The organism is Aeromonas sp. Y293-4 (genome assembly GCF_027705905.1).
Lineage (GTDB): Bacteria > Pseudomonadota > Gammaproteobacteria > Enterobacterales > Aeromonadaceae > Aeromonas > Aeromonas veronii.
Genome location: NZ_JAPDCI010000014.1, coordinates 97,499 through 111,841 on the forward strand (window position 1 = coordinate 97,499; position 14,343 = coordinate 111,841).

12 protein-coding genes and 4 tRNA genes are annotated in these 14,343 nt (G+C 58.5%); 5 read left to right on the forward strand and 11 right to left on the reverse strand.

Annotated features, from left to right (window positions below; all coding sequences use genetic code 11):
• Positions 1–102 precede the first annotated feature (102 nt).
• Genes OKC31_RS15730 through OKC31_RS15740 form a run of 3 tightly spaced genes read right to left on the reverse strand, consistent with a single transcriptional unit; the run spans position 103 to position 4,925 of the window.
• The gene (locus tag OKC31_RS15730) at positions 103–3,183 is read right to left on the reverse strand and encodes a multidrug efflux RND transporter permease subunit (protein WP_005355755.1); all 3,081 of its coding nucleotides are present in this window, start codon (positions 3,181–3,183) and stop codon (positions 103–105) included.
• Between the two features lie 15 nt (positions 3,184–3,198).
• The gene (locus OKC31_RS15735; protein ID WP_005355753.1) at positions 3,199–4,332 is read right to left on the reverse strand and encodes an efflux RND transporter periplasmic adaptor subunit; all 1,134 of its coding nucleotides are present in this window, start codon (positions 4,330–4,332) and stop codon (positions 3,199–3,201) included.
• The gene (locus tag OKC31_RS15740) at positions 4,329–4,925 is read right to left on the reverse strand and encodes a TetR/AcrR family transcriptional regulator (RefSeq protein ID WP_005339267.1); all 597 of its coding nucleotides are present in this window, start codon (positions 4,923–4,925) and stop codon (positions 4,329–4,331) included. The genes OKC31_RS15735 and OKC31_RS15740 overlap by 4 nt, the downstream gene beginning before the upstream one ends.
• Positions 4,926–5,157: 232 nt before the next feature.
• On the opposite strand from OKC31_RS15740, the gene OKC31_RS15745 reads away from it, so the two are divergent.
• From OKC31_RS15745 to OKC31_RS15765, 5 genes are all read left to right on the forward strand, one after another.
• Positions 5,158–5,234 (forward strand) — tRNA-Arg (locus tag OKC31_RS15745).
• A 51-nt stretch (positions 5,235–5,285) separates the two neighbouring features.
• A tRNA-His gene (locus OKC31_RS15750) sits at positions 5,286–5,361 on the forward strand.
• A 20-nt stretch (positions 5,362–5,381) separates the two neighbouring features.
• Positions 5,382–5,467 (forward strand) — tRNA-Leu (locus OKC31_RS15755).
• Positions 5,468–5,543: 76 nt separating this feature from the next.
• A tRNA-Pro gene (locus OKC31_RS15760) sits at positions 5,544–5,620 on the forward strand.
• Between the two features lie 179 nt (positions 5,621–5,799).
• Positions 5,800–6,315, forward strand: coding sequence for a ricin-type beta-trefoil lectin domain protein (locus OKC31_RS15765; protein WP_005339265.1), 516 nt, complete (start codon positions 5,800–5,802; stop codon positions 6,313–6,315).
• A gap of 34 nt (positions 6,316–6,349) precedes the next feature.
• Here the strand turns inward: OKC31_RS15765 and OKC31_RS15770 are convergent, their stop codons facing one another.
• From OKC31_RS15770 to OKC31_RS15805, 8 genes are all read right to left on the reverse strand, one after another.
• Positions 6,350–7,165, reverse strand: coding sequence for a Cof-type HAD-IIB family hydrolase (locus OKC31_RS15770; protein WP_247824157.1), 816 nt, complete (start codon positions 7,163–7,165; stop codon positions 6,350–6,352).
• Between the two features lie 89 nt (positions 7,166–7,254).
• The gene (locus tag OKC31_RS15775; RefSeq protein WP_247823698.1) at positions 7,255–8,295 is read right to left on the reverse strand and encodes an alpha/beta fold hydrolase; all 1,041 of its coding nucleotides are present in this window, start codon (positions 8,293–8,295) and stop codon (positions 7,255–7,257) included.
• The gene (locus OKC31_RS15780; RefSeq protein WP_247823697.1) at positions 8,295–8,957 is read right to left on the reverse strand and encodes a CatB-related O-acetyltransferase; all 663 of its coding nucleotides are present in this window, start codon (positions 8,955–8,957) and stop codon (positions 8,295–8,297) included. Before OKC31_RS15780 ends, OKC31_RS15775 begins: the two co-directional genes overlap by 1 nt.
• Positions 8,957–9,688: a tRNA (guanosine(18)-2'-O)-methyltransferase TrmH gene (gene trmH, locus OKC31_RS15785; protein ID WP_197928241.1), complete on the reverse strand. Its 732-nt coding sequence runs from the start codon at positions 9,686–9,688 to the stop codon at positions 8,957–8,959. The genes OKC31_RS15780 and trmH overlap by 1 nt, the downstream gene beginning before the upstream one ends.
• 44 nt (positions 9,689–9,732) lie before the next feature.
• On the reverse strand, positions 9,733–11,850 hold the full coding sequence (gene spoT / locus OKC31_RS15790) for a bifunctional GTP diphosphokinase/guanosine-3',5'-bis pyrophosphate 3'-pyrophosphohydrolase (RefSeq protein ID WP_042063569.1): 2,118 nt from the start codon (positions 11,848–11,850) through the stop codon (positions 9,733–9,735).
• 131 nt (positions 11,851–11,981) lie between these two features.
• Complete coding sequence (gene rpoZ, locus OKC31_RS15795) at positions 11,982–12,257, reverse strand: DNA-directed RNA polymerase subunit omega (protein WP_005307060.1); 276 nt, start codon at positions 12,255–12,257, stop codon at positions 11,982–11,984.
• Positions 12,258–12,336: 79 nt separating this feature from the next.
• A complete protein-coding gene (gene gmk / locus OKC31_RS15800) occupies positions 12,337–12,963 on the reverse strand; it encodes a guanylate kinase (RefSeq protein WP_005339253.1) in 627 nt (208 codons plus the stop codon).
• Between the two features lie 300 nt (positions 12,964–13,263).
• Positions 13,264–14,319 (reverse strand): glycosyltransferase family 9 protein, encoded by a 1,056-nt coding sequence (locus OKC31_RS15805; protein WP_247823696.1) that lies wholly within the window; start codon positions 14,317–14,319, stop codon positions 13,264–13,266.
• Positions 14,320–14,343 lie beyond the last annotated feature (24 nt).

Below are 14,343 nucleotides of genomic sequence, written 5' to 3' on the forward strand. Positions count from 1 at the left end.
GGATGTGGTGTTTTTTAGTTTAACTGCTTCATGCACTTATGTCGTCTTTCCTGCGAAGCATAAAAAAGGCCCCGATACGGGGCCTTTGCATGTCATTGATGATTAATGTCCGCCGTTTGCTTTGGGCGGAATGGTTTCATCGAATACCGGCAAGGGTTTGTGCTCGGAAGCCAGATAGGTGTAGATCACCGGCAGCACGAACAGGGTGAACAGGGTACCGATGGCAAGACCTGCCACGATGACGATACCAATGCTGAAACGCTGTGCTGCACCGGCACCAGCGGCGTAGAGCAGCGGGATCAGACCGGCAATCATGGCGGCAGTGGTCATCAGGATCGGGCGCAGACGCACCTTGGCGGCTTGCATCACGGCTTCCATCCGGTTCATGCCGCGCAGCAGCTGCTCTTCCTTTGCTACTTCACAGATCAGGATACCGTGCTTGGTAATCAGACCCACCAGGGTGATGAGGCCCACCTGGGAGTAGATGTTCATGGTCGCCATACCCCATGCAAGGGCAATCAAGGCCCCGCTAATGGCGAGCGGTACAGAGACCATGATGACCAGCGGGTCACGCACCGACTCGAACTGGATTGCCAGCACCAGGAAGATGATGGCCAGTGCCAGCGCGAAGGTGGCATAGAGCGCATTGCCTTCGGTGACGAACTGACGGGCTTCACCCATGAAGTCGTAACGGTAGCCTTGCGGCAGCTTCTCGTCGGCGGTGGTCTGGAACCAGTTGATCGCATCACCCATGGCCACGCCCGGAGCCGGAACGGCGCCGATGGTGGCGGAGTTCAGCTGGTTGAAGTGGGGCAGGGCGCGGGGCTCGCCAACCACTTCAATGCTGATCAGGCTGCCGAGCGGGATCGACTTGCCGTCGGCGGCCCGCACGTAATAGCCCTTGATGGACTCCGGATTGAGACGGTACTTGCGCTCGACCTGCGGGATCACCTCGTAGGAGCGGCCATCCAGGTCGATACGGTTGACGTAACCGTCCGCCATCATGGTGCCCATGGTGATTCCGATATCCTGCATGGTGATGCCGTAGGCACCCGCCTTGTCCTTGTCGATGCGGATCTTCATGGTGGCGGAGTCGTAGTTCAGATCGAGATCCGAATAGACGAACTGACCGTTACTCTGCGCCGCTGCCAGAATTTCACCGGCTACCAGGAACAGGCTTTCGAAGCTGTTCGGGGTGGTGATGACGAACTGGATCGGCAGACCACTCGATGCACCCGGCAGTTCCGGGAACTGGAAGGTGGTGATGGCCATACCCGGGATGTCTTTCACCAGATTGGCGACCCGATCCAGCACCTCTTTCTGGCTCGCTTCACGCTGGCTCCAGGGTACCATGGAGGCGATACCGAACGCCTGGTTGGCATTGAACACCCCGGAGAAGACCTGGGAGAAGGCGATCTCGGGCTGGTCGTCCAGGATCTTGTTCACATCCGCCATGGTGTTTTCGATGTAGTCCAGGTTGGCGTTGGACGGTGCGGTACCCAGCACGGCCATTACCCCCTTGTCCTCTGACGGTGCCAGTTCGCTCGGGATGAACTTGAACAGCAGCGGCAGGCTGGCGAAGACGATGACGGCGAACACCACGATGACGGGGCGCTTTTTCATCACGGCGTGCAGCATGCTGTCGTAGCGATCGGTCATCCGCTCCAGCAGGTGATGGACTGTGCTCTCGAACTTGCCTGGCTGCTCGTTGGCCTTGAGCATCTTGGAACACATCATCGGGGACAGAGTCAGGGCGATGATGCCCGAGACGAACACGGCACCGGCTAGCGTCAGGGCAAACTCCTTGAACAGGGAGCCTGTGATGCCCCCCATCAGGGCGATAGGCGCGTATACCGCCGCCAGAGTAACCGTCATGGCGATAACCGGTACCGCGATCTCGCGGGTACCGATAATGGCGGCCCGGAACGGTTCTTCCCCCTCCTTGATATGGCGGTCGACGTTCTCCAGCACCACGATGGCGTCATCCACCACCAGACCGATCGCCAGCACCATCGCCAGCAGGGTCATCAGGTTTATCGAGAAGCCGAACATATCCATCATCATCACTACGCCGATAAGACTGAGCGGAATGGTGATGATCGGGATGATGACAGCGCGGAACGAACCGAGGAACAGGGTAATGACCACCAGAACGATGGCGGCTGCCTCCAGGATGGTCTTGATAACCTCGTGGATGGACTCGTTGATCGCCACGGTGGAGTCATACATCACGTTGAGACGCATGGTGCTTGGCATATTGCGCTCAAGGCTCGGCAGCAACGCCAGCACATCGTGGGCGATGTTGATGGGGTTGGCTGTCGGCGCGGCGTTGACCGCCATGACCACTGCTTCGCGGCCATTGGCGCTGGCGCGATAGATGTCGTGGCTCTTCTCGAGGGTCACCTTGGCAATGTCGGAAAGGCGGATCACCTTGCCGTCACGGGTAGCAACAACCAGACGCTTCAGCTCGTCGACATCCTTGACCTGGGTCTCGGCGTTGCCGTTGAACAGGGTGAAGTAACCGGTCGCCTGACCTGTCGCGGACTGGTAGTTGTTGCTGTTGAGCACCGTCATCACGTCACTGGCCGTCAGGTTGAAGGCCGCCATCTTGGCCGGATCCAGCCATACCCGCAGGGCAAACTCGACACCGCCGTAGAGGTCAACCTTGGAGACCCCGCCCACGGTAAAGAGCTGCGGCTTGATAACCCGCTCCAGATAGTCGGTGATCTGGCTGGAGTTGAGCTCCGGGCTGGTAAAACCGAGGTAGAGCACCGCCGTGGTTGAACCGGTGGAGGAGGTGACCGACGGGTCTTCCGCCTCTTTCGGTAACTGGGAGCGCACCGAGTTCACCTTCGCCAGGATGTCGGACAGCGCGGCGTTGGGGTCGGTGTTGAGCTTCATGTACGCAGTGATGGTGGAGCTGCCCAGCTGGCTGGAGGAGGTCATGAAGTCGATGTTGTCGGCTTGCGCGACCGCCTGTTCCAGCGGCTGGGTGATGAACCCCTGGATCAGATCAGAACTGGCGCCATAGTAGCCAGTGCTGACGGTGATCACCGTGTTGGTCACCTCGGGGTATTCCCGTACCTGCATCTTGAAGATGGCCTGAAAACCCAGCAAGGCGATCAGGAAGCTGAGCGAGATCGCCAGCACAGGCCGTTTTATAAATATGTCAGTAAATCGCATCGCAGATCTCCGCGCTTACAGCATCGGGGTTTGTGCCGGAACGGCCAGGGCATCGTTCTCGACCACATGCACCTTGGTGTCGTTGCTCAGGCGAACCTGACCCGACAGTACGATCTGGTCACCGGCCTGGATGCCGGAGAGCACATGCACATCGTTGCCACGGCGCTCACCGGCCTTGACCACAACCTGCTTGGCTCGCAGCACTTTCACCTTGTTACCCTCTTTGTCGGTCTCTTCGCCCTCTTTGAGCACGTAGACGTTCTGACCGTAAAGGGTGAAGGAGATAGCGGTTTGCGGGATCACGATCTGATCTTTCACCGTCGGCAGAATGATGCTGGCGCGGGCGAACATACCGGAACGCAGCTGACCGTCGTTGTTCGGAATGTCTGCCTGTACCTGGATCAGGCCGCTCTGGAAGTTGACCGCAGGTTCGATGGCGGTGATATGGCCGTCAAACTGGGTTTGTGGATAAGCATCCACATTGATCTTGATGGTCTGGCCCAGCTTGATTTTGGAGATATCGGTCTGGGGCACGGTGAAGCGCAGGCGCATCACGCTGGTATCCTCCAGGCGCACGATATCTGTGCCCGGCTGCAGATACTGACCGAGGAACACATTGCGCAGGCCGACCACGCCGCTAAAGGGCGCACGGACTTCACGACGGGCAATGGTCGCCTTCAGACTCTCGATATCTGCTTCCAGTGAGCGATAGGCCGCTTCCGCCTCATCCAGCTGCTCTTTGGAGATGGAGCTGGTCTTGTAGAGGTTCTGGAAACGATCGAACTTGGCTTTTGCCGCCGGCAGCTTGGCCTGGGAGGCGCGCAGATTGGCCCGCTCCACGGTGGAGTCCAGGCTCAGCAGCAACTGGTCTGCCTTGACCGGTTTGCCTGACTCGAAGGTGATGGCGTCAATGGTACCGGCCAGTTCGGTGGAGAGGGTCACCCCCTGATTCGGCTCGATGAAGCCAATCGCTTCGATGGTCGGTACCCAATCCTGCGCCTTGGTCACCATGGCGGTGACGGGGAACTCGGGTTCCGGCCGGTTGGCCATGTATTGGGCAATCATCTTCTGTTTGAACAAATTGAAGCCGATGACGCTGCCAAACAAGGCGATCGCTATCAGCAACATAATGGCCATCCACTTTTTCATGAACAGGCTCCTGAGGTGGAAAGATTGGGGGATAAAATGGCATTCCAGCTGGCCCGGATCGCGGTTTCCAACTGCGATTCGGTCAGCGTGATGTTGTGCACCCTGCACTGCAGGGCCAGATGCATGACACTGTCCAGACTCAACACCTGGAGTGCCCGTATCGGTAAATCAATAAACAATCCTTGTTCAACGCCCTGTTCAAAAAATCGGTCCAGAGGTTCCCAGGCGGCCAGAATGACAGGATTGGTCTCCAATTCTGCCCCTAGCGGAGAGCTCTCGTACTGCAATTTGCACCGGATAGCGTTGGGTTCGTTAACAAAAATGGCATGAATATTGAGCCATAATTGGCGAAATTGTTGAAATGAAACTTTATCGATTGCTACATCGGCCATGACCATGGGCACACACTGCAAGATAGTGTGCTGGTGCAGTTGCCGGATCAGATCATCCTTGTCGCCGAAGTAGCGATAGATGGTGCCGGTGGCAACATTGGCTTTCTTGGCGACTTCAGCAATCGACAGACCATGAAAACCCCGTTCACCCAGCACCTCATGGGCCGCGTTGAAGATGCTCTCTTTTTTATCCAGAATCATCAGTGTGACTTTCGATTGAATGAACGTTCATTCATTCTAGATGGGCATCAAATCAAGTCAAGGCAGCAAGGCGATTTGCGACTGCGATCTGCCCCTTTTCGGCTGCCAGCAGGGGAATAGTGGAAGAAAAGTGCGCAATGTGCTTGAAAAAACAACGAACAGTGTTTCGGTGACAGAAAAGTGTAGACAAACCAGCAACCATCATTAATAATGCGCCCCGTTCGACAGCGTAGCGCCCGTAGCTCAGCTGGATAGAGCGCTGCCCTCCGGAGGCAGAGGTCACAGGTTCGAATCCTGTCGGGCGCACCATCAAAAGTGCGTCGGTTAAACGGGCGTTGTTGTGGAACGAAAACAGCTGTGGTGGCTGTAGCTCAGTTGGTAGAGTCCCGGATTGTGATTCCGGTTGTCGTGGGTTCGAGCCCCATCAGCCACCCCATTTTACAGCTTGTCAGGTACGCGAAGGTGGCGGAATTGGTAGACGCGCTAGCTTCAGGTGTTAGTGCCCCCCGGGTGTGAGGGTTCGAGTCCCTCTCTTCGCACCATACTTGCTGTATGACGAGGATGACTATCAGGTCGTCTTTGTTTTTTTGAAGTAAACTATTTTGAAAGAAATAGCCTCGGTGATTAGCGCAGTCCGGTAGCGCATCTGGTTTGGGACCAGAGGGTCAAAGGTTCGAATCCTTTATCACCGACCACATTTAGAAAAACCTCGCTTAGGCGGGGTTTTTTGCTTTCCGGCCTCCGCCGTGCCAGTACTCTCTCCCTGTTACGTCTGTTTACACTCTATTTGGGCAGCGCGCCCCGCCTTTCGGTTATGCTTCAGCCTCGAGTCACTGACAACCGGATGTCATCGGCCCATTTCAGGCATTTTTCCATGAATAACAAAATTTCCTTTGCTTGCTCTCCCGCCCTGCTGGCTGCCTTGCTGCTGGGTGGCTGTACCATCAAGCCGCCATCCACCGATGTGATGATGGGCTCCATTGCATCACAACCGCAGGAGGAGCGCTCTCTCTCCCCCTTGCTGACCAGCGGTGATTTTTGCGTTGCGGTGTCCCAACAGAAGGTGTTGGCACAACCTTGCAGCGGAAAAGACGATCAACTGTTCGAGTGGGATCTGGGTGAGTTGCGCCTGCAGGATCTCTGCCTGCAAGCCAAAAACGACAGCGAAGTGATGCTGGCACCCTGTGACGGTCAGGCGCAGTGGGAGTGGCAGAAAGACAGGCTGTTCAACAGCAAGGTTTCCCGCTGCCTCGATGTGGCCGGGCGACGCCATACCCCCGGCACGCCGCTGCGACTGGCTGAATGCTACGGCGGAGCGAACCAGAGCTTCAGCTGGCAGCGGCCCAATCCCTGGCTGGAAACCCTGAAAAAACAAAGCCTCACATGGTGAGGCTTTGCTGAATCGGATGTCGGGATGAATAGGATCAGGCGGCGCTGACGCTCTCCAGTTCGAACAGCTTCTCCAGATAGACAGCGACGCCATCTTCGTCGGAGGTGAGGGTCTGCTCATACTCCGGCAGCGCCATTTTCAGGCGGTCATGGGCGTTGCCCATCACGATGCCGCGTCCCACCATGGTCAACATCTCGAAGTCGTTCATGCCATCCCCGAAGGCGATCGCCTCGGACATATCGAACCCGTTCTGCTCCAGCACGGCACGCACCGCATTGCCCTTATGCACCCCGGCGTGCATCACTTCGAGACAGTCCGGCAGGGAGAAGGTGACATTGAGCTGATCGCCATAGCGCTGGTTGAGGTGCGCCTCGATCTTCAGCAGCTTCTCGTGGTCACCGATGTAGAACACCTTGTTGATCTGCTCTTTCGGTTCCTGTTTCAGGTCATCGACCAGACGGTAGGTGAACCCTGACTCGTCGTGGAACTGCAGCAACCAGGGCAGCTCCTCTTCCACCACCCAGTCATCACCCTGATAGACATTGAGGTGGATAGAGGGGTCGCGTTCGAGCGCAACCAGTTCGGCGGCGATCTCGGTCGGCAGCGGCTGGTTGAAAATCAGCTGATCCTGTTTGTCATGGACTACGGCGCCATTGGAGGTAATGAGGTAGATGTCCATCCCCAGCGCATCGCGGAAGCTGCGTACGTCAACGTGATGACGGCCGGTGGCGACCACGAATTTCACACCTTGTTCTACCAGGCGGTGCAGGGTATCCCGGGTACGGGGAGAGATCTGGTGCTGCTTGTTGAGCAGAGTGCCATCGAGATCGGATACAACTACCTTGAACATCATTACCTCGGCATCGATTAAAAACAGGGGCAGTTTACCTTAGCCCGCACTGTCACCCCATTTATTTAGGGTTACAAAAAATAGCCAGCTCAGAAGCGGGCGAAAAAGTCGACCATCGCGGTCAGGGCGGGCTGGCGTTTGTCATCGGATTCGATAAACAGTTCGTGCCAGGCTCCCTCGATGCGCAGCGGTTTGCCCCCTTCACACTTGGCAATGGTGCAGAAGCGATCCTGCGCGGCATTGTCCACCACGCTGTCGTTGCCAGCTTGCAGCACCAGCAGCGGGGTTTTGATGGCGCCCGCATCGGCAATGGCGGCATCGGCACCTGTGATCCCCTGATAAATCCAGTGGGCGGTGGCGCCACCCAGCTTGATCTGCGGGTGCTGCTCGTAGATTTGGCGGAAGGCCTGATAGCGGGGCTGGCTGTGAGTCAGTTCGTTATCGGCAAAGCCGTGATCCTGATAGGCGCTCTGACCCGGCCCATAGGGTGGTTCGCCAAACCAACCGCCGACCGTGCCTATGGTGCTAGCCAATCCCTTGGCCAGCCACTTGGGCAGACCGCCGAGATTGATGCCCAGCATGGGGGAGGAGAGAACGGCCGCCTTGATATCATCGGGCCAGCGCTCCAGATAGCGGGCTGAGATGGCCCCGCCCATGGAGTGGGCCAGCAGGAACAGCTTGGCAGGTTGGTCCGCCATGATTATCTGGTCGTGAAACTGCTTGAGATCGAGCACATAATCGTCGAACTGGTCGACATATCCCTTCTGTGGATCATCCAGCATCCGGCCGGACATCCCCTGACCGCGATGGTCGATGAGATAGAGGCTGTAGCCCTGACGCCAGAGATCCCACGCCAGCTCCTGATACTTGAGGTAGCTCTCGACCCGGCCATTGACGATGAGGATGGCGCGATCAACCTTGGCTTGCCGTAGCGCAGCATAGCGGATGGTCACCCCGTCCTTGCCCTTGAACTCCCCTTCAACCGCATGTTGGCGCCAGAAGTCGGGCAGGGTTTGCTGGTAGAGGCTGGGTACATCGGCTTCGCTGGTGAGCTGATAGGTATTGGTCACGGCAAGGGCTCCGGCAGAAAACAGGGTCAGGGCCAACAGGGAAAGAGAGAGGGGTTTCATCAGGCACACTCCTGTTGCCAATGGTGATAAAGGGCGGCGATATCCCCCGAGCAGAGCAGCGCCATGCTGGCTTGCAAGCGGGGCAGGGGCCAGTCCCACCACTGCATCTCTTGCAGCATGAGGATCTGCTCATCACTGAAGCGACGGCGGATCGTTTTGGCCGGGTTGCCGCCGACTATGGTGTAAGGGGCCACATCTTTGGTCACCACGGCGCGGGTGGCGATGACGGCGCCATCACCTATGGTGATGCCGGGCATGATCATCGCTTCCGAGCCGATCCAGACATCGTTGCCAATCCGGGTGTCCCCCTTGCGCAGAAAGCCGCTGCAGGCCCCTTCGCCAAAGGTGTCGGGATTGAACGGGAAGGTGGAGACCCAGTCCAGCCGGTGGCCCTGATTGCCCGCCAGCATGAAGGTGGCACCCGAGGCGATGGAGCAGAACTTGCCGATGATCAGGCGGTCTACTTCCGTGCCCCACTGGCCGCTGTCCCAGCTGGCACGGGTCGAGCCATCGCCGAGCAGGTAGCGGACGCAGTGATCCTCGAACGGCTTGCCGTGGTAGTAGCCGGAGTAGTAGCTGTAGTCGCCGGCCTCTATGTTCGGGTTGGTCAGGTGATCCCGGATGATTTGCGATTCCAGCCAGCTGCCAAAAGGGTTCTCCATCACTCCTCCTGCGGATCGTCCTGCTCGCTCTGTTGCGCCCAGCCTTTGCGGGTCAGCTGCATCCGCTGCCACCACTCTTCGTCCGCCAGAATTTCACCGGCCGGGCCGAGCTGGGGATAGGGCATCTCTTTCTCTTTGCAGAGCTGGGCATAGATGGGGTAACCCCCCTCGAACAGGATACTGTTCTGCTCCTCCAGCGTGAGCGGGCAGCCGCGCTGATAGCAACCGGCCAGCTCGCGCTGGCGCTGCGCTTCGTAGAGGATGGCGGCAGCCGCCACCGAGACGTTGAGGGACTGCACCATGCCGACCATGGGGATGACGATATGGTGATCGGCCAGTGCCAGCGCCTCGTCACCGATGCCGTGCTTCTCCTGACCCACCAGGATGGCGGTCGGTTTGGTGTAGTCGATGGCGCGAAAATCGACCGAGCTGTCGGAGAGATGGGTCGCCAGGATCTGCATGCCGGAGGCTTTCAGCTCGGCCACGGCGCTGCCGATATCCGGGTGCAATTTTACATCCACCCAGTTCTGGCTGCCGCGGGCGGTGCCCTTGCGTTTGTGGATCCAGGTTTTGGGCCAGACGGCGTGTACCCGGTGGATGCCGATGGCATCGGCGGTACGCACGATGGCGGCCAGATTGTGAGGTTTATGGACCTCTTCCATACAGACGGTCAAATCGAGCTGACGCTGGGCCAGCATGTCGGTGATGCGCTTGAAGCGTTCGGGGGTCATGGCTTGTCTCTATAAAAGCAGCAGGCGGCTTGCGCCGCCTGTATTCAGTTCTTCTGTCGGCTCACCTTGAGCACGTTGGGCATCACGCGGATCTTGCGCATGATGTTGGCCAGGTGGATGCGGCTCTTGGTGGTGATGAGCAGGCTGACCTGATAGACCCGGCCATCCTTCTCTTCAGTGCTGATGGCGTGAATATTGGCGCCGGTGGCGGCAATCACGTTGGCCAGCTCGGCCAGCGCACCCTGATGATTGATGATCTCGATGCTGATGCCGGTGCGGAACTCCTGTTCCTGCTCCTTGTCCACTTCCCACTGCACTGGCAGGTACTTGTCCGGCTCTTTGCTGTAGCCCTTGATGTTGCGACAGGTTTCCTGGTGGATCACCAGCCCCTTGCCCGGGCTGATGTGGGCGATGATGGCATCCCCCGGGATCGGGCGGCAGCAGTTGGCGAAGGTGACCAGCATGCCGTCGGCACCCTTGATCGGCATCTTTTTGCTGCTGGACTTGGGTTGCTCTTCCGGCGGCAGTTCATCCCCCAGCATGCGGCGCGCCACCATGACGCTCATGGCGTTGCCGAGGCCCACATCGGCCAGCAGCCCCTGCAGGTTCTCGTGCTTGGTATCGGCCAGCACCTGCTTGATGCGCGGTTCGGGGATGTCTTCGATATTCTTGGCGCCCAGCGCATGGTTGAGCAGGCGGCGACCCAGCACCACCGACTCTTCGGTGCGCAGGTTCTTGAGGAACTGGCGGATCTTGGAGCGTGCCTTGGTGGTCACCACAAAGTTGAGCCAGGCCGCGTTGGGGCGGGCGCCCGGCGCCGTGATGATCTCCACCGTCTGACCCGAATGCAGCGGGCTGCTGAGCGGGTAGGGGTGGCGGTCGACCCGCGAACCGACACAGGCGTGGCCGATGTCGGTGTGCACCGTGTAGGCGAAGTCCACCGGCGTGGCGCCAGCGGGCAGCTCCATGATGCGCCCTTCGGGGGTAAAGACGTAGATCTCGTCGGGGAACAGGTCGGTCTTGACCCCTTCGATAAATTCAAACGAGCTGCCGGCGCTCTGCTGCAATTCCAGCAGGCTCTGCATCCAGCGCTGGGCGCGGATCTGAGCCGTGGTGCCCGAGCTGTCGCCATCCTGCTTGTAGGCCCAGTGGGCGGCAACCCCTTTATCGGCCATCTGATCCATGAATTCGGTGCGGATCTGCACCTCCACCGGCACCCCGTGCGGCCCCACCAGCGAGGTGTGCAGCGACTGGTAACCGTTGGTCTTGGGGATGGCGATGTAATCCTTGAAGCGGCCGGGGCGCGGCTTGTAGAGGCTGTGCATCTGCCCCAGCACCCGGTAACAGGTATCTATGTCCTTCACCTTGACCCGAAAGGCGTAGATATCCATTACCTCATGAAATTGCAGCTCTTTTTTCTCCATCTTGTTGTAGATGGAGAACAGATTCTTCTCGCGGCCACTGACCTGATGCTCTATGCCAGCCTCTTTCAGGCGACCGCTGATTTCGCTCTGGATGGAGTCGATGATCTCGCGGCGATTGCCACGGGCGCGGCGCACCGATTCGCGCAGCACACGGGATCGCATCGGATAGAGCGCCTCGAAGCCCAGCTCTTCCAGCTCGTTCTTCATGGTATGAATACCGAGGCGGTTGGCGATGGGGGCGAAGATTTCGAGGGTTTCCCGGGCGATGCGGCGGCGCTTGTCCGGGCGCAGGGAGCCCAGGGTGCGCATATTGTGGGTGCGGTCGGCCAGCTTGATCAGAATGACCCGGATATCCTGGGTCATTGCCATCACCATCTTGCGGAAGTTCTCGGCCTGCGCCTCTTTGCGATCGCGAAATTTCAGCTTGTCGAGCTTGGAGACCCCGGCCACCAGTTCTGCAACCGCATTGCCGAATTGTTCGGCCAGATCGGCCTTGGTGACAGAGGTGTCTTCGATGACGTCGTGCAGCACGGCGGCCATCAGGGTTTCATGATCGAGGCGCATGTCACCCAGGATCCGGGCAACGGCAACGGGGTGGGTGATATAGGGTTCGCCACTGGAACGCATCTGACCCTGGTGGGCATCGCGGGCCACCACATAGGCTTGCTTGAGCTTCTCAACCTGCTCTGGCGGCAGGTAGGAACTGGCTATTTCTTTAAGGTTTTCAAATAAATACAAGACAGTCCCCGCAGCGGTGAAACGGCAATTCGTGGAATTGAGGGTATAGCCCTGAGTTTGCGAGGTTTTCGAGCGGTTGTAAATGGGGATGAACAGTCGGCACCCGGGCGGGTGCCAACCGGAGGAATAACTTAACCGCGGCCTTCGGCGATGGCAGCAACGGCAGCCAGCTCGGCGGCTTCCTGCTCTTGCTGTTCGTAGCGGTCCTGGGTGTCCATCACTTGATTGTTCACCAGACCCAGCTCGATCTCACGCAGGGCGATCACAGTCGGCTTGTCGTTCTCTTCGTCGACCAGGGGATCTTTGCCTTGTACCGCGATTTGACGAGCGCGGCGCGCGGCGACCAGCACCAGGTCAAAACGGTTACCTACCTGTTTTACAGCATCTTCTACAGTAACGCGTGCCATGCAGGACTCCAGTGTTTGGGCTTTCTGTATTAAGAAAAGCAGTGTTTAAAAATGACGCAAAAGTTTACTTGTTTTTGGCTTACTCTGCCAGTAGCTGTTGCAGCAAGTTTTTTTGAGCCTGTTGCTGGTGACGCATCTCCAGCCGTTGGCACTCAATAATGGACCTGAGCTGGAACAGCGCCTGCTCGAAGTCTTCATTGATAATGACATAGTCATACTCGTCGTAGTGCACCATTTCGGCAATGGCTTTCGCCATCCGGCCGGCAATCACTTCGGCGCTGTCCTGACCGCGTCCAATCAGGCGGCGTTCCAGCTCTTCGCGGCTGGGGGGCAGGATGAAAATGGATTTGGTCGGCATCTGCTCGCGGATCTGGCGGGCACCTTGCCAGTCGATGTCGAGGAATACGTCGATCCCCTTGGCCAGACAGGCTTCAATGGCGGCGCGTGAGGTGCCGTAGTAGTTGCCGAACACTTCGGCCCATTCCAGAAAATCACCACGCTCGATCAGCGCCTTGAACTCTTCCACCTGAACGAAGTGGTAGTGGACGCCGTGCTCTTCGCCCGGGCGGGTGGCGCGAGTGGTGTGGGAAACCGATAGCTGCATCTTGCCAGCTTGATTGTGGTTGGTCAGCAAGGCATTGAGCAGACTGGATTTACCCGCGCCGCTCGGAGAAGAGATGATATAGAGAGTGCCTTGTTGCGCCATATTATTACCTTTAATCGAAACCGCTGTTTTGGTTGTAGCAGAGACCGCCGTCTTGTGCCCGAAAGGGAGACAGCCAAACGCAAAACGCGGAAAATTCTTGAGTCAGGAGGATGTAAAGGCGGCGAATTTTACCAGAATGCGGCGAATAAAAAAACGGCCGGAATCATATTCCAGCCGATCAAAGTATTCGTAGCTTGCTGCGGGAGCGTAACCCACATCAGCCTGCATTGTGCCTTTGGCTGGGGGCTGAGGCTATCGGGTTATCCCTGCCTGATGGCTCGGAATTCCCGAGTTACCCTGTCAGTTCGGCAGCTGACGATCTGCGCAGAGACGTTCGAAGGCGGCGATCACCTGCTCATGGGTGATCTTGGCCATGGCCTCCGGGTCCTTGAGGCGGGTGCGCCAGCTCAATTCGGCCAGCGGCTTGCCGGTCTCCTGCTCGACCAGCTCCTGATAGACGCTGACCACGTAGTCGCGGCAGAGATATGGGCCGGTGCGGGCCGGATTATGGTGGGCATAGAGGCCGATCACCGGCGTGCCCACTATGGTGGCCATATGGGTGGGGCCGGTATCGGGGGCCAGTACCAGACTCGCCTCGCTAATCAGCGCCAGCAGCTGCCTGAGGTTGGTCTGCCCCACCAGATCGACCGGCTTGCTCTGGCTGAGTTGCCGGATCTCGGCAGCCAGATCCCGCTCCAGTTTGGCCGGCCCGCCACAGAGATAGACCTGAAAACCCTTGCTGGCAGCGTGATCCGCCAGTGCGGCATAACCCGCAGCCGTCCAGTTTTTGAACGCCTTGCTGGCGGCGGCGCAGATCAGCAGGGTCGGTTTGCCGCCAGTTTTCTCCCTTGCCCACGCCTGATGTTCGGCGCTGATGGGCAGTTGCCAGTCCGGGGTCAGATCCTTGATGCCGAGCTCTTTGGCAAAGGCGAGGAAACCGTCCAGCACGTGGGGAGAGGCAGGGGATGGCACCTTGTGGTTGGTGAACAGCCACTGGCCGTCGTTGGCCCGCTCCCGATCAAACCCGAGTTTGACCTTGGCCTTGATGCCGAGGGTTGCGATGCTGGCCCGCATCGCCGCCTGCAGGTGGAGCAGGGCATCGAATTTGCGCCCCTTGAGGGTATGCCAGAGATCGCGATAGCCGCGCCACCCCTTGCTCTTGTCGAAGGGGATCACCTCGACCCCGGGCAGATCGGCAAACAGGGTTGCCTCGATTTTGCCGGTGATCCAGGTGATACGGGTCTGTGGCCACTCCCGCTGGATGACGCGCACCAGCGCCAGTGCGTGGCAGCAATCCCCGATGGCGGAGAGCCGCAGGATGCAGATGGAGGAGGGGGGCGTTTGAAATAGCGGCATGTTGTGGCGCACGGCTGGCAAAAA

What these genes read in the sequence shown, in the direction of transcription:
- OKC31_RS15730 (WP_005355755.1), bottom strand. Translation starts at nt 3,183, where the DNA reads ATGCGATTTACTGACATATTTATAAAACGGCCTGTGCTGGCGATCTCG.
- OKC31_RS15735 (WP_005355753.1), bottom strand. Translation starts at nt 4,332, where the DNA reads ATGAAAAAGTGGATGGCCATTATGTTGCTGATAGCGATCGCCTTGTTT.
- OKC31_RS15740 (WP_005339267.1), bottom strand. Translation starts at nt 4,925, where the DNA reads ATGATTCTGGATAAAAAAGAGAGCATCTTCAACGCGGCCCATGAGGTG.
- OKC31_RS15765 (WP_005339265.1), top strand. Translation starts at nt 5,800, where the DNA reads ATGAATAACAAAATTTCCTTTGCTTGCTCTCCCGCCCTGCTGGCTGCC.
- OKC31_RS15770 (WP_247824157.1), bottom strand. Translation starts at nt 7,165, where the DNA reads ATGTTCAAGGTAGTTGTATCCGATCTCGATGGCACTCTGCTCAACAAG.
- OKC31_RS15775 (WP_247823698.1), bottom strand. Translation starts at nt 8,295, where the DNA reads ATGAAACCCCTCTCTCTTTCCCTGTTGGCCCTGACCCTGTTTTCTGCC.
- OKC31_RS15780 (WP_247823697.1), bottom strand. Translation starts at nt 8,957, where the DNA reads ATGGAGAACCCTTTTGGCAGCTGGCTGGAATCGCAAATCATCCGGGAT.
- trmH (WP_197928241.1), bottom strand. Translation starts at nt 9,688, where the DNA reads ATGACCCCCGAACGCTTCAAGCGCATCACCGACATGCTGGCCCAGCGT.
- rpoZ (WP_005307060.1), bottom strand. Translation starts at nt 12,257, where the DNA reads ATGGCACGCGTTACTGTAGAAGATGCTGTAAAACAGGTAGGTAACCGT.
- gmk (WP_005339253.1), bottom strand. Translation starts at nt 12,963, where the DNA reads ATGGCGCAACAAGGCACTCTCTATATCATCTCTTCTCCGAGCGGCGCG.
- OKC31_RS15805 (WP_247823696.1), bottom strand. Translation starts at nt 14,319, where the DNA reads ATGCCGCTATTTCAAACGCCCCCCTCCTCCATCTGCATCCTGCGGCTC.